The sequence below is a fragment of the Clostridium weizhouense genome, assembly GCF_019431045.1.
GTDB lineage: Bacteria > Bacillota > Clostridia > Clostridiales > Clostridiaceae > Clostridium > Clostridium weizhouense.
The window spans coordinates 199,333-220,190 of sequence record NZ_JAHXPT010000005.1; the positions used below are offsets into that span (position 1 = coordinate 199,333).

Consider the following 20,858-nt stretch of genomic DNA (forward strand, 5'->3'; position numbering starts at 1 on the left):
GTGAAATGCTATGGTTTCCCAAATTGTTTCAGTATCCAACCTATTCTTGACATAAGTTTTCCAGTATTCATATCATCAAAATATTTGAATTCTAAATCCTGTATATGAGTAAATAAATCATCTTTTATTTCTTCATGAACCTTACTACTAGCTATATCATAAATATATTCCTTAACATATACTAATAAAACCCTTAATATTGTTATTGCTAAAAGTATTAATATAATAGGTTTAACTATTTCGTTATGGTCTAAAACTATATTTATACTTTAAAACATACAATATATTAGATTTATTTGTAACTTTATTAATTACGTCACTTATTTTACTTGACTTGTGTACTAAATTGAGTAATTTTACCAACTGGCTTAAAATCAAGGTTTATTAAATATCAAATAATAGATTTCAGATATACTCTACTCAATCCTTTGTATAAATTTGGTTTATTTTTCAAATATAACAAGTTAAAATCTATTTAATTCTAAAATTTATGCTTAAAAATAATAGAATGTTGGCTTTTTGGAACATATATCCAAATCACTGCACAAGTATAGTTATTTTAATAAACTTTAAGCTTTAACATTTTTAATTATTCTTATTATATAAAACATAATGACAAGTTAAATTTATAAAACTTTTAAAATATATTCCATTTATGATATAATGTGATGGTATATTTTTGAAAGGAGAACTAACAAATGACACCAGAAATGACACCAGAAGGAAAAATTATACTTATTATTATACCATTCATTATAATAGCATTTATTGCAACTTTTTTAATCTTTGTTAAAAAACGTAGAGATGCAATAATAAACAGTTCTGAAAAAATTGATTATCTAAGCCAAATTAAAGCCATAATTGCAAAAGTAACAGAAAATAGTTATACATATGAAATTATTGCAGCACAAACATTACAAAATACTACTGATATGTTAAAAGAGGGTCTAAAAGATGATGCTATACGTCTATTAACTGGTTATAGACATTTTTCTCATTATGAAAGTACAAGCTTTTTCATTATATTTGGTAATGATGAAATGTACTTTGTACCATATGAATTTGGTAAAGAAATTAATGTCGAATATGATGCAAGAATTCGAATCACTCATAATGACATAAAAAAGCTTAAAATTAATAAGACTGCTGATGAAATTAAGATAGCTTTAAAAAATAAAAGTTCATTTTATTTTAATACTAGAGAATTATATTATTGTAATATTCTTAGCCAAGAATCTTTTAAAACATTTATTTTGGCCTTATCACAAAAAATTAATAATTAATTTATAATAAAATAAACAAAAAGCATATTCAATTCGATAAAAAACTCCTTCTTGTAATAATTAAGATAACAAATTATTACAAGAAGGAGTTTATTTTATTCAGTTTACACAAAATTATTTACAGAGCTATTTTTAATTATTCCTATTATATAAAACATAATGACAATAAAATTCAATTTTTTTACTATAAAGAATATAGAGCATAGATGAAATCTGAAAAAATACCATAAATACTAAACAGTAACTTATAAATGTAACAATAATACTACTATCAGACAGACTAAAAACTTCAACTATAGATTTAATTCCTCCTAGTAAAGGCAGTATAGCAATTTGCTTTTTTCCATTTTTGATAATATGTAAAAAGACACATATTACACCTATTTCTATAACTAATTTTATGGCATTTCCTCTCATATCTTCTTCCCCCATAATTGACAATATAACACAAAATAAAATCATTATAACTCTAAAACCTATTAATACAGCTTGTATAATATCTAAAATCTTTCTACTTTTAGTAATTAATTCTGGTTCCGGTAGATTCTCATTAAATTTATCTTCCATAATTATCTCCTTATATTTACAGAGCTATCACAAAAACTGGTCAAAGTTTGTGATTACTCTTTTTTATTAATTTAATTTTGATCCGATTCTTCTAACTTTTTACTCATAAATTACTTCATATATTTTACATTAATTACTAATAAAAATTTCTATTAATATTGAATATTATCCTACATAAAAACTATTATTTTCATCTTTTTTACAGTTATATCTGTTATTATCGTCTAATTTATGGGTATCTTTACTTAAATTATATTTAAGGGGATAAAATGGTTAGAATTGTATTGCAGCTAAAAATAAGCAGAAATGAAAAAGTACCTAAGATAAATACATTCTAAATGTTGCTAAAATGATAATAAAAAAACACTCCATTAAGTAAACTTTATAACAGTACTTCTACTGTATTACTTAACCAGAGTGCAGTTTATTTTAAATGATATCTATAAATACTTATTAGTAAGAATTTATAGTCATAGTATATTATAAAGTAATGTTTTTTTGTATTACTTCATCTACTATTAATTTAAATTCCTCTTTTATAGTCATTTCAATATTTTTATGAGTTTTTAAAAATGCATTTGCTTTAAATTGAATTGTATTTGATGATATCCAATTATAACTCTTAATTTTAGACCATTTATAAAAATAACCACATTTATATATTCCATTTTCTCTTATTTCTAAACTTCTTAATGCTTTTATTATATTTGAGATTGAAAATTCTATCCAAAATATATCTGTTAAAACATTATAAATAATATGATTTTTCTCATAACTAATATAAAAACTTATATTAGACAAGAGTAATATAAACCATATTATTAACATCACAATCCAGAAAATAGTTAACTTCTTGTTTTTTTTTACTTTTATAACACATTTTCCATGATGGTATGCTGCATATAAATCTGTTAATAATAAACCTGTTACAAAAATAATTAGTATTATAGAAAAAATTGTCCCTAAAGAAAAGTAATTCAATCACTTCACCGCCTTTTAAATTATGCTATGTTTTAAGTGAATGTTGATATTTTAAAACATAGCTTTAAGTTAAATGTATTTACTTGCAAATATGATCAAATTATAACATATTTATTTAGAACTTTTCTTTATTTAATTTTAATAAATCATTATATAAAAACATCATAGTAATAATAAAACTTGCTATTACTATGGCTATAAACAAAATATTATTAGATATTAATCCCTTTATAATTGGGATTGCCACAAGAAAGTAAACTGCAATTAATGGATATAATAACTTCTTGAAAACCTGTGTTTTGATAGCTTCCAATATAGTAATACCAAATATCAATATAGTAGATATTATTAACATTATAGATGGAACCTTAATATTTATTAGCAACATAAAAAATTCAATTATAGAAACAATAAATAAAATAATTGTTAGATCCCTTGTAAATAAGTTTTTCTTCACAACACCATCTCCCATCATAAATCATTATTATGTATATGATAAAACATAATAATATATGACTAGTGTTTATTTTATGACTATGTTTTAAAACAATGTTGATATTGTAGTATAAGGGCGAACTGGCATTGGAATTTGCTTTTTAGAACTCTTAATAAAGATTTGTACAATTAATTGCTTGTCCGCAATCTTTGAGTGGGAGCATGCATTAATTGGACTAAGCTTTATTTTAGTGTTCTTAAAGTAAATTCCTCTGTCCATGAGCTTTATATTACAATATCAACATTCACTTAAAACATAGTGTATTTCATTTATTGTGTTTTTAATGTTACTTTAATGATTTCTGGTCTATTAAAAATTCTTATAGGGAAAATACTGTTACCTAGTCCTCTGCTTACAAACATTGTAGATAAACCTTTATTGTAGCTTCCACCTGTATAATTAGGAAATATTCCTTGATCAGGAGCAACCACTCCCCCTATACCAGGAATTCTAAATTGTCCACCATGTGCATGTCCTGTAAAAATCAAGTCCATATTATTTTGAACATACAAATGGAAGAGTTCAGGCCTATGAGAAAGTAAGATTTTAAAATTTTTATCAGTTGACCACATATTTAATTGTTCTTCCATTTTACTAGTATCTGTACCATCTCTATAGTTATATGTAAGAAAATCTGGGTCAGATAAACCCAATAAATGTATTGAACTACTACCATTTGAAAGTTTAAATGATTTATCATCAAGAATATGAACACCCATGTCTATAAGTTTTTCTTTTATCAAAGGAAATTTTCCAGACCAAGCCTCATGATTACCTGAAACATAATATACAGGAGAGATTTTTACAGCACCTGAAATAAACATTAAAGCAGTGTCTAAATTATATTTACGCCTGTCTACCAAATCACCTGTAATAACAATTATATCTGGAGAAATGCTCTTGACTTTATTTAATAACTTAATTTGATCTTTTCCAAACATTTTATTGTGCAAATCAGAAACATGAGCTATGGTAAAATTGTTAAAATTCTGTGGTATCTTAGAATTGACATAATTATATTTTGAAATCGTAATACTATTATTTTGCCAGATACAAAAAAATATAAATCCAATAATAAACATTATAATAGATAATAGCTTAACAACTTTTCTTGGTATCTTTTTAATCATATTAACCTCACAGAACATAGATTTTATCTAGCATTATTATATGTTGCAATTATATTTTCACATAAAGATTATTTGTAAGTTTATTTCTTCTTACAAATTTTTAGATGTAGATTTATTATTGCAATATATACTTTAAAACTTACTATTTTCCTTTATTAAAATTATGCTATGTTTTATAAGAATAGAATTACTTAAATTTTTTAAGAATACCTTTAATCTTACCCTATTAACTAAACTAGTTAAAATTTCTGTACCATGATTACTTATATTTCATTGTTTTTAAACTTATAAAACAAAAAAAATACCACATTATCCAAAATGAAAATGTGATATTTCAGTATGTTAGCCATTTTTACTTATACATATTATTAAAACTTTATACATTAAACTATTCTAATCCTTTTCTTTTTTCAAGAATATAATATCCATGAAAGCCAAACCAAAAGATAAACCTAAAGCATGATAAAACGATTTAAAAACCTCTATATTAGAACTTTTAAAAATATAATCAAAAGCACAATTAACAACAAAAATTGTTATAAACAAAAAAATAAATTTATTCAATACGTTTTTTAAATAATTCCATTTTAAATTTCTTGCATTAAATATAGTAATTATAGGAATATAAAATAACATAAAGAAAGCAAATAGTGCATATCCAATTACAAATTTTGAAACTATATTATTATTTATATTACTATAAATAATAATAAATGAAATTATTGTCCATATTATAAATATGGAATAGAGAATCTTTGTAAACAGTACTATTTTCTTTCTATTCATCATACACCTCTAATACTTCATATTAACATCCATTTATCTTCTATTCTAATATTAATTATATCATATTTTGTAAATGTACTATGTTCAAGTCTTAAAAAATACATTCTTTATTATATAAATATCAAGAAACTTTTATTTTTTCACTTTGTTAATGGCAGCTAAAATACAAACAAACGCACCTACGAAAGCAGAAAATATTGCAATATATCCATTTTCCATTATAATCTCCCTCCAACAAACACATATTTAATTACTATTCTAACTTTACCGTATAGTAATTATAATTTTATTATCGAAATTTAATACAAATCTTAAAGAATAAAATTTTAATAAAATATCCCTAGATGGAAAATAAATATTTTAACTTTATTTAATAAAAAAGTCTAACCCTCTGATATCAATTGATATATGGTTAGACATTATTTATTCTTATTATTTCCTAGTTGCTTGAACAAATTATTCAACTGGTTTAGTCACATCAACCACACCATAAGAGTGTTCAGGTGGTGCATATATAGCATATACTTTAAGTGGTTTATTACCTGTATTTATAATATTGTGCCACATACCAGCAGGTATGATAATTGCAAAGTCATCATGAGCATTTGCTTGAAAATCTAATATTTCTTTACTTCTTCCCATTTTAACAAGACCTTGTCCTTCTTCAATACGTATAAACTGATCCGTATTTGGATGAACCTCTAAACCAATATCATCACCAACATTGATACTCATTAAGGTAACTTGAAAATGTTCCCCTGTCCATAAACCAGTACGAAAATTATTGTTTTGCTTGGTAGCTTTATCAATATTAATTACTAAAGGTTGTGGACCATAATCTTTTAATACAATTTGATTGCTGCTTATTTCTAATTTTGAGGAATCAAATCTTAATCCACACTCTGTATCATCAAAAAGTGTAGTATATGGAACAGCCTTAAAATGAGGACTAGGATAATCCCAATTATTATTATATATATGGTATGGGCTATTTGAATAATACTCAGATGTATACATTCTAGAATTATTCATCTTATTTCTTCCTTTATATATTATTTCAGAATTATCATATGTTTTAGGTTTTGTAAATGTTCCATATTAGCTATCAATAATTCGTTTTTTAAAAGATACTCATTTATAAAATTTATAATCTAAAAAATTTATGTATTACATAAATAAATAAAGTTTACATCTATTTTAGAACTTTATTTAGTAACTTTCGTGGTCTTAGATATGGTGATTGGCTTTAGTACCTAATTGTCACTGTTAATTTAAATACTATTTATTTTAATTTTTTTATTATGTTCAATTTTGGTTATTTTTAAATATACCTGATGTTGAATTTTAAACTCCTCTACATCATAAATTGTGCAATATAAATTATCAAAAATATCTTTACATTCTATTTTTATTTTTTCTACAATTCCCTCTATTCTATTTCCTTGAGAGCTTCTTATTGAATAATCTTTTATAACTCCATCTTTTTCCAATAAATTGATATAGAATTCACTAATATTAGAATTATTTTTAGTTATTACACTTATTTTTATATCTTTAGCAATCCCTATTCCTACATTTTTTATTTCATATAAATTTACATTTGTATTATATATTGTCCCAACGCTAAATCTCACTTCTTTAACATAATCATTTCCTAAATCTTGTTCTTTTAATATTAATATTGGTTTATTTCTTTTTACATCTTCCAAATAATCTTTATACATTATAGCTTTCTTATTTTCTTGTTGAATTTTTCTTGTTTCTTCTGTACTTATAACAACAGCTATTAAAGTTCCTGTACCTCCAACCACTCCCCCTAATAGACATCCTATTGCTGAATAATATAATTTATATTCTCCACCTTTACCTATCCATAAAAATAATATACATAAAATAGCTAATATAATTATTATAGTAAATGTTTTTAAATATCTTTTTACTCTTCCTTTATAATTATCCAAATAAAACACCGTTACATAAAATCTACTAAAATCTAATATTTAAAGATTTATTCCTTATTTAACTCAAATTGTTCTGTCATAAGATTACTCCAATTTTTTAATATTAGTAAATTTATAACGGTTTTCACCTTCCTTTCTTATTTCAATTTTTCCATATATGTTTTTACATTTGCAACTTATCTTAATAAATTCTCTTTTTGTTTATTCTTAATACTCTGCAATATCCTGTTACTTTTAGGCATATGGACTTGTTATTTTTTGATTATTCTTTAACAAGTGGCACTTGCAAAACTTGATTAATTTATTTTTCAAAATTATAAAAAGAACTCTATTTCTAGAGTTCATAATTTTAATTTCTATTATATTATATCCAAATAATAAATTTTCTATATATTTTTTGTACATAATATTAATAATTATTATATTGATTACAATGTATAAATTATCATTTCTAAAAATACTATCATGATACATTGACAATGAAAAATTAATATGCTATTTTATATGTAATGTTCAAATAATGAACTCTATTATTTTATAAAAATATCATTTAGTGAATTTAAAAATAATTATTAAATAAAGGCTATATTTTAAACAACAAATGAGGAGAGTGGATGGATCTTGATTAAAAAAGGAAATACAATAGGCTTATTTTCTGGATTGACATGGGGATTATATACGATAATACTCTATACAGTGTTAAATTTGTATGCTAATGCAAAAGGAGATCTTTTAAGTTTAAATGGAGTAATGTTAATTATAATTACTACTATTTTAATTTCATTGGTAGATTTATTTTTTAATATTGTATTTGAGCTAATTTTAATAAGTAAAAAGAATTTACTTAATGAATTTAAAAGTGTATTATTCTCACAAAAAGGATTTGGAGTAATTCCAGCAGCTATATTAGCAGGACCATTTGGGTTAATACCTTATGCAATTGCCAGTGCCATATCAGCCCCAGTTGCAGGAGCATTTTCAGCATTATATCCTGTAGTTGGTGCAGTAACATCATTTTTAGTCTTTAAAGAAAAATTACCAAAATTAAAAATAATTGGTGGTATAATGGCTGTTTTAGGGGTTATGGCAACTTATCAATTACAAACAGTTAGTTTAATTGTATATATAATAGCACTGATACCTGCTTTTGGTTGGGGATTAGAAGCTATATTTGGTTATAAATTAATTAAAGATGATATAAATCCAATTGTAACAATCACTATAAGACATATTTATTCAATTGTTATATTAGGAATATGTTTGTTAGTATTTTTACTTATAAGTGGAGAATATTCATATATAATTGAATTTTATAGTGGAATTCAATATTCAGATATGTTTGCATATATTAATAAATCACTTGTATTACCTACATTTATAATAGGTTCATTTATAGGTGGTGCTTCATATATTTTATGGTATGTTTCAATGAAATATATAAGTGTTGCTCCAGCAATGATTTTAAATATTACTTATGTACTTTGGATACCTATTATATTGATGTTACCTCCTTTTTCACAAACTATTTCACCTAATGTATTATTAGGCTGCACTATAATATTCTTAGGTACTAGTTTAGTTATTATAGGTGATACCATTAAAGCTAAAAGTAGAAAAAAAGTTAATTAATTTTTAGTAAGTGATAACACTTTTAACATTACTTATAACTTTAAAAATCTCAAGAGAACATTGATATTAAATGTTCTCTTGGGATATATTTTTGAATATACTTTACTCTATGCTTATAGTTTTATCAAGAAAAATTTCATTCCCTACATCCTCATAGGTGGTTTCAGAGCTACCATCTAGATTTTTTATTGTTTCTTTTTCCTCTAGTTTATCTCTATATATAATAACTCTTAAGCTCTTACAATCTTTAGGTAAAGCATTGAAATAAGTTATTTTCTTATTATCATTAAGTGATCCACTATTAGTAAAATCAAGTTCTCTATTATTATCATCAATTACTTTCATATCATAATATTCATAATCTGGAGTAGTGCTATTTATTACCACATTAAAAGGCGTAATTATAATAGACTCTAGAGAAAATCCATTATCTGTTTTATAATTAACATTTATATTTTTGCTTATAGATTTATCTACTTTAACCGGCACCTTAAATGCCCAATTTCCATAAAAAAATTGATTCTTAGGATTATTATAAAAAACATGAGTTCCTATTGAAGTTATTTTAACCTCAAAATTAAAGCTGTCAGGTATTTCTTTATCCAAGAACTTTAGATAATATTTTTTCATACCTATAAATGTATGTTCATCTATAAATTTTCCATCTAATCCACCAATCGCATCCATAACTAATTCCTTTTCAGAAAAGCTAACCTTATGAGATGCTTCATTTTCCAAAAGTTGATCACTGTCTAATGGTTCATCTCCTTCTTTCTCATATCTAAAAGGTTCTTTGCTTTCCACTTTATATGTTACATATAATTCTTCACCATCACATAAAATATCAGATAAAGTAATCTTTATTCCATTATCTGATACAACTTCATTTAACGATGTAGCATATTGAGAGTAATCTCCTGGAAACTCAATATTTTTTTCAATTGCTTTAAATACAGTTCCGATTATAGGTAATTTTGCAGCAAAAGCTGGATTTATAACTCCAAAGCTAACTACAAAACTAATACACGCTGCTGTAATTCCAATTGCTATTTTTCTTTTCTTAATTTTTTTAGGTTTTATCTCACTAGAAGCTCTTTCTATACCTTTATCTATAGCATTATCCATAGCTTTTTCAAGACTTTCAGTAATTTTTATATTAAAAAATTCATTATTGTTCATTTAAGTAATCCTCCTTTAAAATCTTACTAAGACTCTCCTTGGCTCTTCTTAAATAAGTTTTAACTGTATTTTCTGGTGCTTCCATTACTCTTGCGATATTTTTTATGGTCATATCATTAAAATATTTTAAAATAATTGCAGTTTTATAGTTATCTCTTAATAAATCTATGGCATTATATAAATCTAATTTTTCATCTATAGATATATTCATAGTATTTATATTCACTTCATTATTTATTGAATATACAGTGTTACCTTTGTTTATAAAATCCAAAGAACAATTTATAACTATCCTAGTTATCCATGTTTTAAAATATTCAGATTTCTTAAGCTTCCCTATGCCAATCATAGCTCTATAAGTGCATTCCTGTAATATTTCTATTGCATCCTCTTCATTTTTTACATAAGTATAGGCTGTTTTAAACAGATAAATCTTATATTTTCTTATAAGCTCACTAAAACACTGCTTATCTCCAGCTATGGACTTTTTTATTAGACGAGTTTCATCATCTATTTTTAAATTAAGTATTTTTGATTTCATAGTAGCCATGCCTTTCTTATCTCTCCTTTATGAGTGTTAACATTTTCTATTGATATCAATGTTACACACATTAGACTTTGAAGAATGTGATAAAGTTTCAATTTTTTAGTTTAGACCTATTCATTTACTTTATTAATACGTACCAAAACAATGTTATGTAGATTAAACTCATTTTTTCTATTACATATAAATTATAACAGCAAATTACCTCTATTTATCATATTTGTATGTAATAGTTATATAATAAATATTAATAAGTAATCACCATTAGTGAACCTATTAATAAATTATTCAATATATCATATTCTCCCATATTATCAATCTTAGGTTTATCTACACTTTTTTTAATCCTTTTAACTCTTTAATTTCAATATTAAATCTACATATTGTACACTTTTTTAGAATTACATATAAAAAACACCTAAGATAATTAAATCCTAAGTGTTTCTAAAAATATTAATTACTTTTCTTCATTTTTAGGATTGCCTCAATCTAATTTCGTACATTTATTGACCCAACCCCAACTTCTAAATCAAAAGTATAAGTTTCCTCACCTGATGTTTTAGCATCAATATTGCAATGTCCAAGACCTTTTTCTGCTAATAACTTAACTGGAGAATTTTTAGGTATTGTAATGTTAATATCACCTACTCCTCCTTCATATTTAAGATTTCCTCCCACTTCTGCCATTTTAAGATTTAATTTTCCCACTCCTCCCTTAATTTCAATGTCTCCACACTTTTCCTTTAAATTTAAATCAAATTCTCCAGCCCCTGAACTTAGATTTAACTTATCAAATTTAATACTTTCACATATTGCTTTTACTGAATCACCAGTAAAAGCAATATTTTTAACCTTTATTCCTTTTATATCAGCCGTTCCTGCTTTCTGCTTAAATATAAAATTTCCATTAAATTTTGAGGGAACTAAAATATCAAACTTAGATACATCATTTTCAGCATCAATATCAAGACCTTTTAATTTATCCCTTTTTTCAATTATTTGAATTTTATTACCATCTTTATTTATATCAATATCATTACTTTTTTCATAAAGTTCACCTGTCACTCTTACATCTTCCCCATCATAACTCTTAATAGATGCCTTTGCTGCACAGATTTCTATATCAATATCAGTTACATTATCAAGATTAACTTTTTCATCTATAACTTTCTTTTCATTTAAAGTTTCAATTTCTTGATTAGATGTAATGTTTTTTTGTTTAGAATTAATGTTACATCCTATAGATGAAATTAATAATATTCCTGCAATAATTAAAATTAATATCTTTTTCATTATCATTACCCCTTAAACACAATAAAGCTTATTTATCTACTTTAATTATATAAGTTCCAATAAAGTTTGTTCATTAAATTATACACTTTTTAACATTGTGTAAAAAAATCGCACATTCACTCTTGTTTTAATATATTCATTCCACATTTGTATTTCAGTCATTTTATTTCCCCTTAAATTATATATAATCTTTATATATCCTTTTTCATATAATATCTTTTATCATCTTCTAGACAGTTATTTAGTACTCCAAAAATTTCATATCCTTGTTTTATATAAAAATCTTTTGCTTGAAAATCAAATGTATCTAAATGAATTAGCTTACATCCTCTTTCTATAGCTATATTTTCAAATTACATATTTTATTTTATAGATTATACTTACACCCTATTAAAATACCATAGCTACTTTAATTGTAAAAATATTTTTAACCATGATTATATGGTATATGTTCAGAACCAAAAAACTGAGGAGTTTCACTATTTATCATTTTTAAAATATTATCATTTAAAAAACTAGGTAATAAATATATTTTGTTTAAATCATTAATATCAATCCACTCACTTTTAATTTGCATATCATCTATTTCTGTTGGTTCAACAGTTTTATCATTTTTTAATTTACATATAAAAATATGATACATTTTATGAATATATTCTGGATATAACTCTCGAAATTTAGGATTATCGCATATTTCCTCATATAAGGCAGAAAATCTTACTGGAATAACATTGTATCCTGTTTCTTCAAGACATTCTCTTATAGTAGCTTCATGTAAAGTTTCATCTGTATGTTGTCCTCCACCTGGTAATGAGTAATAATCCCCATTCTTCTCATCAAAACACTTGTTTAATAAAATTTTATTATTATTTATAATAATCGCTTTTGCTGTACTTCTAATACTCATTTTTTACCTCCCTAACATTTATCTACATCATGTAAAAATTATTGACATCATAAATTACTGTACTAAATCGATTATAGCATATTTTGTAAATATCACATTATTCAATTTTCAAAAATTATTTTTATTACTTGCTAAATCATTTCTAAATATTATATATTTTAATGAATTGCATATAAAAAACACCTAAGACAATTAAATCCTAAGTGCTTATAAAAATATTAATTACCTTATTTTTCTCTAATGTAATCTACTACTTCTTCTGTTAATCAAAGTTATATTACTGTTATGGATCTACTTTGCTTTTTCTCTTTTTTACTAATGTCTACCAACGCATCAAAAAATAAGTTAGGTTGATCTATCATTGTCATATGTCCAGCCCTAGGTATTAAATATAATTTTTTATACGGTGCATTAATTTTTTTAAAGTATTCTTCAGCAATAACATAAGGGGTTTGCCAATCATTTTCACCTAGAATATAATAAATTGGAACTTTATATTCTACCGTTTCTAATCTTATATCAAAATTACTCCAAAACTCTATTACTTCTTTATTTGATTTATCCATTTTTATCAATGCAGAAATATCCGATAACTTAAAAATAGGACTTTTAATTAAGCCTATAATTACAGAAAGATTCCCCTTAGCAGCTAAATTATATTTACCTTGAACTGCACGTAGTTTCTCAGATTTTTTCTTAAATGCAATACCATGATTATCACCTGGATAATTGCCTAAAGCTTCAAGCTCTTTTAGAGATTTTTTATCATTAGCTAGCAATGCTAATTCTTTAACTTTTTCGTAACCAACACGTTCATTCTCAAACATACTTATAACTTGCCCAACTCCAATATAACAAGCTACTTCTTCTGGATATTTTTTTATAAATATGCTTCCCAAAACAGTTCCCCAAGAATGTCCAAATATAATTATCTTTTGTTTATTATATTTTCTTTTTAAGTATTGAATAATTTCAAATAAATCCTTTATTAATAAATCAATTGTAACACATTCATCTGGATTTTTAGTTAACGTTTTTCCTGCTCCACGCTGATCCCAATGAACTACTGTAAAAATTTCTTCCCATTTTTCCTGAAAAATATATGAAAGCGTTGATTCTGCAAAACCTGGCCCACCGTGTAAAAACAACATTACTGGATTATCATACTTTGTACCAGCATGAAATATATATTGTTTTATACCATTAATGGGCGCATATTCCTCAAAATAAATTAATCTACTGGTCTTATTTTTCATAATTCCAATTCTCCTTTTATGACTAAAAAAATTATTAATGGTCATTTTAGAGTTCTTAAAGCAAATCCCCCGTCCATGGGCTTTATACTAAAAAATCAACATTCACTTAAAACATAGCCATTTATTTAAATAATTTGTATATCTTATTATCACGTATATAATCTAATGTTCCAAGCGTTTCATCATCTGAAGTTAAATAACCATATTCTCCAGAATCAAATTCAACTGCATAATAACTAAAAGTTCCATTACGCTTACCAACAGCTTTTTCTATATTTACAAGTTGACATTGAAAAGAATTTTCCATAGGACTATAGTTTGTTTCACATAAAGTATTATCACATACAGAATATACGTACATTTTTTTACTATCATTAGCATGTAATTGTACAGTATTACCATCTTTACTCACATCTACATTACAATATGAATCTCCTTGCGTATAATTACAATGAATTGGTTTCAAATCTAAACTACGAATAATCTTTAATTTATTTAAATCATATACAAAAAGACCAAAATATCCATGAAATATCACAATATCACCTGATGCATAATCAATCTCTGCCATTGATGCTCCTGTAATCTGTTCCAATGACCATTGTGGCGTAGTAGGCTCAAGTGGAATGTTATCATTTGTACTATTATTAATGCTTCCAATTGTTTTATTTGCTGTAACTTGTAAATTTTCAGATTTATTTTTACTAAGATTACTATATCCAACTATCAGGATTGTAGTTAATAACATGATTAACATTGTTAATATTATTTTTTTCATATAATTTTAACCCCTTTAAATAAATAATTACTATGAATTATTATTATCTCACTTATTTACCATTATGTGTTGATTATAACATATTTTATAAATACTAAATTATTCAATTTTCAAAAATCATTTTATTAATTGTTATATCAAATTTAAATACTATGCGCTTTAATAAAATTGCATATAAAAAAACACATAAGACAATTAAATCCTAAGTGCTTCTAAAAATATTAGTTACCTTCTTTTGTCCTAAGATAATCTTAAATTCTTTAGCAAAACTAGTATTTAAAATTAAGAGAAGTTATCTTTTTATCAACATATGAATATAAGAAGATAAGAAGTTGTCTTCTCTAAAAATATTTTAGCTTACTAATCTATCTTGTAACATTGCTAGTTACATTTTCAGTAACTATTTTTATAACATTATTAAAAGTTAAAAATATCCTTATAGCTACACAATCAAAATTATAGCTATAAGGATATTTTATTGTGCATCTCATGTTAAGCTTAAACTGTTAACTTGTAGACTTTCTTAGTATTGAGCAGTAAAAAAATCGCAAATTCAATCTCTTGAATAATGAGACTTTACAACCTGTTATTTAATTTTATTAATACATGATCTAAGAATTTCATGTATTAATAAAATTAAATAAAATTTATATCCATTTTATAACTTTATCTAGCAATTTTCGTGGTCTTGGATATGGTGATTGGTTGGGGTATCCAATTGCTACTGCTGCTACAATTTCATCTTTAATATTTAACCATGAACATATTTCTTTGTCACAATGAAATATATCACAAATCCAAAGAGTTCCTAATTTAAAATCCTGTGCTGCTAAAAGTAGTGTTTGTATAGCAGCACCAATTGATTGAGTATCAGTAAGCAATCTATAATGATTATAGTCTTCTTCAAAATTAGAAAATGTATTAAATACTAAAACTACTGCTGACGCTTCATTGATTGAATTAATACTTAACTCAAAACTGCCAGTAGACTTATTCTGTTCCTTATCTCTATTTAAGGAGCACTTCATAAGGCTTACCAATTCTTCTTTTCTTCTATCTTGTAAGACAATAAACCTCCATGGTTGACGATTTTTCCCTGAAGGCGCTTTAGTTGCTAATTCTAAAACTTTTTCTATTATCTCTTTTGATACTGTTTTATCTTGGAATTTTCTTATACTTCTACGCTCTTCTATTGCTTTTATTACATCCATATTAGCCCTCCTCAATTAGTACCAAATCTACAATCTTCATAATAATTTACGATAATGCACTAATTATAACATACTTTATAAGCATCACATTATTCAGTTTTCAAAGGATATCATTTTTATTGACTTTTGAATTATATATTATTATAATTAACTTGTCCAATGATTGGACAAGTTAATTGAAAGAAAGAAGGATTTAAATGAAAAAATCAACAAAAATATTTTTAATTTTAGGAATAATTTTCATATCTTTTAATTTAAGAGCGCCAATTACTTCCGTTGGATCTATAATAAATTTAATAAAAGGCCAATTTAATTTAAGTAATAGTATTGCAGGCTTTATTACAACAGTACCTCTTATTATATTTGCTATTTTTTCACCGTTTGTTTCTAAAATAAATTCTAAGCTAGGATATGGGAAAACAATGATGGGTGGTCTAGCATTCATATTTATCGGAGAGCTAATACGTTCTTATACAAATGCATTAGGATTATTTTTAGGTACTGCTATTATAGGAATTGGAATTGCTATAGGTAATGTTTTAATTCCAAGTATTATAAAGCTAAAATTCTCAAAAAATACAGGGGTAATTACAAGTATTTATACAACAAGCATGTGTATTTTAGCAGCGGTAGGATCTGGTATAAGTGTACCATTAGTAAATAAATTCAACTTAAGTTGGAGAAATTCATTATGCATATGGTCAATACTAACATTAATAACTGTGTTTATTTGGATACCACAACTTAAAAATAATAATCAAGTTAAAATGTCTAACAATAATACTGAAAACAAACAAAATTCATCTATTTGGAAATCTCCTCTTGCTTGGTGGGTTACTTTGTTTATGGGAATCCAATCCCTAATATTTTATTGCTTAGTTGCATGGTTACCATCAATTATAATTTCAAAAGGAATGAGTTCTGAATTTGCCGGTACTATGTCTTTTTTATTTCAGTTAGTAGGACTTCCAGCTACTCTATTATTTCCCATAATAGCTGATAAGTTTAAAAATCAAAGAGGAATAGCTACTCTATCATCTGCAATATATTTTGTAGGAATGATTTTTCTTATGGTTTTCAAATCAACTTCATTAATAATCATTTCACTTATTTTTGTAGGTATTGGTATGGGTGGAAGTATTAGTCTTGCTATTGCATTTATAGCTCTTCGTTCTCCAAATGATAAAAAAGCAACTGAACTTTCTGGAATGGCTCAATCAGCTGGATATGCATTTGCTGCAATTGGTCCTTTTATGCTAGGATTTATTTTTGATTTTACATCATCATGGATGATTCCCTTAATAATACTAAATTTCTGTATTTTATTATTAATTGGATGCGGATTAAAGTGCGGGAAAAATGAAGTTGTAGATGACTTTTTAGAAGACTTAACTGTAGAAAAGTGTTAAAAACATAAAGATGCTATACTATATCAAATTTACTTTTGATATAGTATAGCATTTTATTTATAGATTTAATATTTTTTCTATTGTATTAGATGCTTTATCAGGATTATGAGAAGATATATTTTCAAATAACTCTATATGAAAATTATCTATTTTATTTTCATCTAAGTTTTTAAGATTTTTATTATGTATTTCAGTTTGAATATACTTAGAAATACTTTTGTATAAATCATAAAAAATAGAGTTATGACAAGCTTTTGTAATCTCTATATGAAACTTTAGGTCTGCAACAGAATTTTCCTTTACAGTATCTTTAATAGTGTTTCTTTCTAATAAAGCTTCTTTCATATTCCTAATATCATTTTCATTACATCTTTCTGCAGCTAAACGTACAATTTGTTTTTCTAGGAACCATCTAACTTCTGCTATCTCATTAACACTAGATTTTGTTAACATCTCTTTCATATTCGCTTCAAATCTACTACTTGCTATAACATAAGTTCCTGAACCTTGACGTGACGATAAAACACTAGCTTGAATTAATGATTGAAGAGCTTCTCTAATAGTATTTCTACTTACATTAAATTGGGTACACAATTCAGGTTCAGAAGGAATTTTTTCTCCAACTTTCCAATCCCCTCGTAAAATTGCATTTTCAAATTCATCTGCTATTTGTTTAGTTAATGATACTCGAATTGGCTTATTTATACTCATCTAAATTTATCTCCTATAAATTTCAAAAAATAAAATAGTTATATTTACTATATATTATAGACGAATATTATTATGCAAACAATAAATTTGATATTATATTTGCTATAAAAATAGTTTAATTGTTTATTAAAACTAATATTCAAAATTAAAAGAAGTTATATTTTTATCAACATATGAATATAAGAAGATAAGAAGTTATCTTTTCTAAAAATATATTAATTAAGCAAGGATACTAATCTCTTCAATTTTGCTTTTATTTCTTAACTGCCAAGCAATAATTCACATTATCAAATGCTTTTATAGGATGCTCTGGATTTGCTTGGTTATATTTTTTGAAATACTGCTTAGTTATTTCATTTGGTGTTAAATGTTCATAAATTAAGAAATTGCTATCAGCCAATAGTTTTTCTAGCTCTGAATAAGAATAACTTGCAAGCATTTTTTCATTTGATGCACTAGTAAGCTCAATTTGCTTTTTAACTCTTTCACCTGCCTTTTGAGTATACGTATCTTCATCTTGATAATCAAAAACAATGCTACTGCCTTTTGGCACAATACTTGAAATAGTATTAATTGCATATGCAAAATCTTTCTTACTCAAATAGTAATTCACCCCAAGTAAACTGCAAAAACTTACTTTACTTTGCTCAAATTGAGAACATTTAATTATATTTCTTTCCCAAGTCTTTTCCGTAAAATCAATAGGTATATAGTGTAGATTAGAAGGTATTTCTGTCATTACTTTTTGAATACGCTTTTGCTTATCTTCACCAGTTAAAGGATGGTCAAGTTCAAATATTTGAATATTTCTTGCCCAATCAGGCTGACGATATGCAAATGTATCATACCCAGCAGCAAAAATCAAATATTGCTTTACACCAATTTTTACTGCATTTTCAAGTAACCTTTCTGTAAATGCTGCTCTACCAATTGGAGTTGGAGATAACTGATTATCAACAATAAAGCGTAATGCTTCATCTTGTGTTCCATCAAATGATGGATTGAAAAATTTGATACCTTTTGACATATTACTAGCAATTTGTTCATATTCATTCTGAGTTAGAATATCTTTTGCTAAATAATCATCAAAAACTTTCTCTGTATTTTGTATTGAATGATATGCTCTTGAAAATGCACTTATGAGTGCAGTCATACTTTTTTGTTCCATAAAATTATCACCTCTAATAATTAATACCAATTTATTAAATATATTACAAGCATTGACATTTTTCACGTTTTATGGTATGCTGGATATAATAAAAACAAAAAATTTAGAAAAATGTCACATTTATAGTGACGTTTTTTTAATATAATGACATATAAAAATATATATTTGATTTATGAATGATTATTTAAATAATCATTACTTCGCATAATCTTATTATTATGAATCAATTATAACGTAAATTAAAAATATCACATTATTCAAAATTAAAAATGAATACTGTGATATTTAAAACTTCTATTTACTTTTATTATGCATCTTAGTAAAATCTATTAAGATAAATCTAACTAAAAAAATTTAAAACTAATTTTCTAAATTCTTTACTATTACTAAACATTGCTGGATGATTTCCTTTTTCAAAAAGAACTAATTTAGAATTTTGTATTTTTGAATTCATATTTTCTAATATACTTTGAATATTAGGTATTAAATTATCTTTCTTGCTTCCTGTAATAATAATTTCATTTTCTATATTACTTACACTGTTATTATAAAAATAACTTATCTTTTTCGAAAAATTGTTAATTAAATCAGTATTTTGATCAATAACATATTCCCAATCACGTCCGTGCATAACAAACCAAAACAACTTTGAACTCAATTTATGTTTTGCTTTTTCTCTATCATCTATAATTTTTTGAGCAAACTCATAAGATATCTTTTCACCTAAAAAACTATCTGCAATTATCTTATTAAATAACTTAGGTTCTTCTAACACTGCATTTAATGCAACAATAGCTCCCCCGCTTGTACCTAATAGATTCACATTACTTATACCTATATGCTTACATAATTCAATAATTAGCATAGCATTAAAATGCCAATAATTTAATGGTAATTCAGATACTCTCTTTGATTTTCCTTGACCAACTAAATCTAACGTAATTACTCTAAAATTTTTAGAATAGAATTTTAACTCTGGAATAAACATCTTTGAAGACGCTGAATCACCATGTATTAAAAGTAACGGTATACCTTTACCATATTCTTTATAATAAATATTATAATTTTTATACTCAAAATAAGACATTTTTTACCTCCCAATTATAAACATAATAAATTTTTCATATAGTCTACATGGGAGAATTAGTGTTTCATTCTACATATAGACTATTAAAGTCTATTAAAAATCCCCATACTAATGCCACCTTTCTCATAATTTATTAACTTATAACAAATTACTGTTATGTATTGTATTATATCACACTATTCAAAGAACTATTTTTTAGTTACTATATAAAATTTACAGATTGTGCATCTTTTTAAATTACGTAAAAAACACCTAAGATAATTAAATCCTAAGCGTTTATAAAATATTAATTACTTTCTTTTTTCCTAAGAGCATCTACTTCATCTTCTTATAATGTTTAGTGGTCTAACTAACTTGTACACTTTCTTAATATTGAGTAATAAAAAATCACAAATCCAATTTTTTGAATAGCACTAAACCGCTAGCGCGGTGGTTTCTTTAACATTTACTTATCTAATATTTCTTTATTGTATATAAACCTT

Annotated in this window: 20 protein-coding genes and 1 pseudogene; 3 read left to right on the forward strand and 18 right to left on the reverse strand. The window is 25.0% G+C overall.

Annotated elements, in window-relative coordinates; all coding sequences use genetic code 11:
• Positions 1–8: 8 nt before the first annotated feature.
• Positions 9–266: an ABC transporter transmembrane domain-containing protein gene (locus KYD98_RS18510; RefSeq protein ID WP_219779287.1), complete on the reverse strand. Its 258-nt coding sequence runs from the start codon at positions 264–266 to the stop codon at positions 9–11.
• Positions 267–698: 432 nt separating this feature from the next.
• Here KYD98_RS18510 and KYD98_RS08655 point away from each other — a divergent pair, with 432 nt between their 5' ends.
• Positions 699–1,283 carry a hypothetical protein gene (locus tag KYD98_RS08655; RefSeq protein WP_219779253.1) on the forward strand — a complete coding sequence of 195 codons (585 nt, stop codon included), beginning with the start codon at positions 699–701 and terminating at the stop codon, positions 1,281–1,283.
• 132 nt (positions 1,284–1,415) lie between these two features.
• Here the strand turns inward: KYD98_RS08655 and KYD98_RS08660 are convergent, their stop codons facing one another.
• The 6 genes from KYD98_RS08660 to KYD98_RS08685 form a co-directional block, all read right to left on the reverse strand.
• Entirely contained in the window at positions 1,416–1,850 is a 435-nt protein-coding gene (locus KYD98_RS08660; protein WP_219779255.1) for a hypothetical protein, read from the reverse strand.
• Positions 1,851–2,330: 480 nt separating this feature from the next.
• Positions 2,331–2,831: a DUF5673 domain-containing protein gene (locus tag KYD98_RS08665; protein WP_258049696.1), complete on the reverse strand. Its 501-nt coding sequence runs from the start codon at positions 2,829–2,831 to the stop codon at positions 2,331–2,333.
• A gap of 115 nt (positions 2,832–2,946) precedes the next feature.
• Positions 2,947–3,288: a hypothetical protein gene (locus KYD98_RS08670; RefSeq protein WP_219779257.1), complete on the reverse strand. Its 342-nt coding sequence runs from the start codon at positions 3,286–3,288 to the stop codon at positions 2,947–2,949.
• 308 nt (positions 3,289–3,596) lie between these two features.
• Positions 3,597–4,457, reverse strand: a complete 861-nt coding sequence (locus tag KYD98_RS08675) for a metallophosphoesterase (protein WP_258049697.1) — start codon at positions 4,455–4,457, stop codon at positions 3,597–3,599.
• A gap of 1,242 nt (positions 4,458–5,699) precedes the next feature.
• A complete protein-coding gene (locus KYD98_RS08680; protein ID WP_219779260.1) occupies positions 5,700–6,275 on the reverse strand; it encodes a cupin domain-containing protein in 576 nt (191 codons plus the stop codon).
• 239 nt (positions 6,276–6,514) lie between these two features.
• A complete protein-coding gene (locus KYD98_RS08685; protein WP_219779261.1) occupies positions 6,515–7,204 on the reverse strand; it encodes a hypothetical protein in 690 nt (229 codons plus the stop codon).
• A 621-nt stretch (positions 7,205–7,825) separates the two neighbouring features.
• Between KYD98_RS08685 and KYD98_RS08690 the strand changes: the two genes are divergently transcribed.
• Complete coding sequence (locus tag KYD98_RS08690; RefSeq protein WP_219779263.1) at positions 7,826–8,833, forward strand: EamA family transporter; 1,008 nt, start codon at positions 7,826–7,828, stop codon at positions 8,831–8,833.
• Between the two features lie 102 nt (positions 8,834–8,935).
• Here KYD98_RS08690 and KYD98_RS08695 read toward each other — a convergent pair whose 3' ends face one another.
• The 8 genes and pseudogenes from KYD98_RS08695 to KYD98_RS08725 all read right to left on the reverse strand — a co-directional run bounded on the left by KYD98_RS08695 (position 8,936) and on the right by KYD98_RS08725 (position 16,001).
• Positions 8,936–10,012, reverse strand: a complete 1,077-nt coding sequence (locus tag KYD98_RS08695) for a DUF4179 domain-containing protein (RefSeq protein ID WP_219779264.1) — start codon at positions 10,010–10,012, stop codon at positions 8,936–8,938.
• Positions 10,002–10,562 carry a sigma-70 family RNA polymerase sigma factor gene (locus tag KYD98_RS08700; protein ID WP_219779266.1) on the reverse strand — a complete coding sequence of 187 codons (561 nt, stop codon included), beginning with the start codon at positions 10,560–10,562 and terminating at the stop codon, positions 10,002–10,004. The genes KYD98_RS08695 and KYD98_RS08700 overlap by 11 nt, the downstream gene beginning before the upstream one ends.
• Positions 10,563–11,045: 483 nt before the next feature.
• Positions 11,046–11,849 carry a DUF4097 family beta strand repeat-containing protein gene (locus tag KYD98_RS08705; protein WP_219779268.1) on the reverse strand — a complete coding sequence of 268 codons (804 nt, stop codon included), beginning with the start codon at positions 11,847–11,849 and terminating at the stop codon, positions 11,046–11,048.
• A 191-nt stretch (positions 11,850–12,040) separates the two neighbouring features.
• Positions 12,041–12,199 (reverse strand): annotated as a pseudogene (locus KYD98_RS18185) (N-acetyltransferase); the annotation flags it as partial.
• A 77-nt stretch (positions 12,200–12,276) separates the two neighbouring features.
• Positions 12,277–12,756, reverse strand: a complete 480-nt coding sequence (locus KYD98_RS08710; RefSeq protein ID WP_219779269.1) for an NUDIX domain-containing protein — start codon at positions 12,754–12,756, stop codon at positions 12,277–12,279.
• A 272-nt stretch (positions 12,757–13,028) separates the two neighbouring features.
• Positions 13,029–14,012 (reverse strand): alpha/beta fold hydrolase, encoded by a 984-nt coding sequence (locus tag KYD98_RS08715; RefSeq protein ID WP_219779271.1) that lies wholly within the window; start codon positions 14,010–14,012, stop codon positions 13,029–13,031.
• A gap of 121 nt (positions 14,013–14,133) precedes the next feature.
• A complete protein-coding gene (locus KYD98_RS08720) occupies positions 14,134–14,790 on the reverse strand; it encodes a hypothetical protein (RefSeq protein ID WP_219779273.1) in 657 nt (218 codons plus the stop codon).
• A gap of 647 nt (positions 14,791–15,437) precedes the next feature.
• Positions 15,438–16,001: a nitroreductase family protein gene (locus tag KYD98_RS08725; RefSeq protein WP_219779274.1), complete on the reverse strand. Its 564-nt coding sequence runs from the start codon at positions 15,999–16,001 to the stop codon at positions 15,438–15,440.
• A 197-nt stretch (positions 16,002–16,198) separates the two neighbouring features.
• Here KYD98_RS08725 and KYD98_RS08730 point away from each other — a divergent pair, with 197 nt between their 5' ends.
• Entirely contained in the window at positions 16,199–17,410 is a 1,212-nt protein-coding gene (locus KYD98_RS08730) for a CynX/NimT family MFS transporter (protein WP_219779275.1), read from the forward strand.
• Between the two features lie 57 nt (positions 17,411–17,467).
• Here the strand turns inward: KYD98_RS08730 and KYD98_RS08735 are convergent, their stop codons facing one another.
• The 3 genes from KYD98_RS08735 to KYD98_RS08745 all read right to left on the reverse strand — a co-directional run bounded on the left by KYD98_RS08735 (position 17,468) and on the right by KYD98_RS08745 (position 20,376).
• Positions 17,468–18,121 carry a FadR/GntR family transcriptional regulator gene (locus KYD98_RS08735; protein ID WP_219779276.1) on the reverse strand — a complete coding sequence of 218 codons (654 nt, stop codon included), beginning with the start codon at positions 18,119–18,121 and terminating at the stop codon, positions 17,468–17,470.
• A 253-nt stretch (positions 18,122–18,374) separates the two neighbouring features.
• Positions 18,375–19,289 (reverse strand): class I SAM-dependent methyltransferase, encoded by a 915-nt coding sequence (locus KYD98_RS08740; RefSeq protein ID WP_219779291.1) that lies wholly within the window; start codon positions 19,287–19,289, stop codon positions 18,375–18,377.
• Positions 19,290–19,629: 340 nt separating this feature from the next.
• Positions 19,630–20,376, reverse strand: a complete 747-nt coding sequence (locus KYD98_RS08745; protein ID WP_219779278.1) for an alpha/beta fold hydrolase — start codon at positions 20,374–20,376, stop codon at positions 19,630–19,632.
• Between the last annotated feature and the right edge of the window lie 482 nt (positions 20,377–20,858).

What these genes read in the sequence shown, in the direction of transcription:
- KYD98_RS08720 (WP_219779273.1), bottom strand. Translation starts at nt 14,790, where the DNA reads ATGAAAAAAATAATATTAACAATGTTAATCATGTTATTAACTACAATC.
- KYD98_RS08680 (WP_219779260.1), bottom strand. Translation starts at nt 6,275, where the DNA reads ATGAATAATTCTAGAATGTATACATCTGAGTATTATTCAAATAGCCCA.
- KYD98_RS08705 (WP_219779268.1), bottom strand. Translation starts at nt 11,849, where the DNA reads ATGAAAAAGATATTAATTTTAATTATTGCAGGAATATTATTAATTTCA.
- KYD98_RS08715 (WP_219779271.1), bottom strand. Translation starts at nt 14,012, where the DNA reads ATGAAAAATAAGACCAGTAGATTAATTTATTTTGAGGAATATGCGCCC.
- KYD98_RS08700 (WP_219779266.1), bottom strand. Translation starts at nt 10,562, where the DNA reads ATGGCTACTATGAAATCAAAAATACTTAATTTAAAAATAGATGATGAA.
- KYD98_RS08745 (WP_219779278.1), bottom strand. Translation starts at nt 20,376, where the DNA reads ATGTCTTATTTTGAGTATAAAAATTATAATATTTATTATAAAGAATAT.
- KYD98_RS08675 (WP_258049697.1), bottom strand. Translation starts at nt 4,457, where the DNA reads ATGATTAAAAAGATACCAAGAAAAGTTGTTAAGCTATTATCTATTATA.
- KYD98_RS08655 (WP_219779253.1), top strand. Translation starts at nt 699, where the DNA reads ATGACACCAGAAATGACACCAGAAGGAAAAATTATACTTATTATTATA.
- KYD98_RS08710 (WP_219779269.1), bottom strand. Translation starts at nt 12,756, where the DNA reads ATGAGTATTAGAAGTACAGCAAAAGCGATTATTATAAATAATAATAAA.
- KYD98_RS08695 (WP_219779264.1), bottom strand. Translation starts at nt 10,012, where the DNA reads ATGAACAATAATGAATTTTTTAATATAAAAATTACTGAAAGTCTTGAA.
- KYD98_RS08740 (WP_219779291.1), bottom strand. Translation starts at nt 19,289, where the DNA reads ATGGAACAAAAAAGTATGACTGCACTCATAAGTGCATTTTCAAGAGCA.
- KYD98_RS08735 (WP_219779276.1), bottom strand. Translation starts at nt 18,121, where the DNA reads ATGAGTATAAATAAGCCAATTCGAGTATCATTAACTAAACAAATAGCA.
- KYD98_RS08725 (WP_219779274.1), bottom strand. Translation starts at nt 16,001, where the DNA reads ATGGATGTAATAAAAGCAATAGAAGAGCGTAGAAGTATAAGAAAATTC.
- KYD98_RS08660 (WP_219779255.1), bottom strand. Translation starts at nt 1,850, where the DNA reads ATGGAAGATAAATTTAATGAGAATCTACCGGAACCAGAATTAATTACT.
- KYD98_RS08730 (WP_219779275.1), top strand. Translation starts at nt 16,199, where the DNA reads ATGAAAAAATCAACAAAAATATTTTTAATTTTAGGAATAATTTTCATA.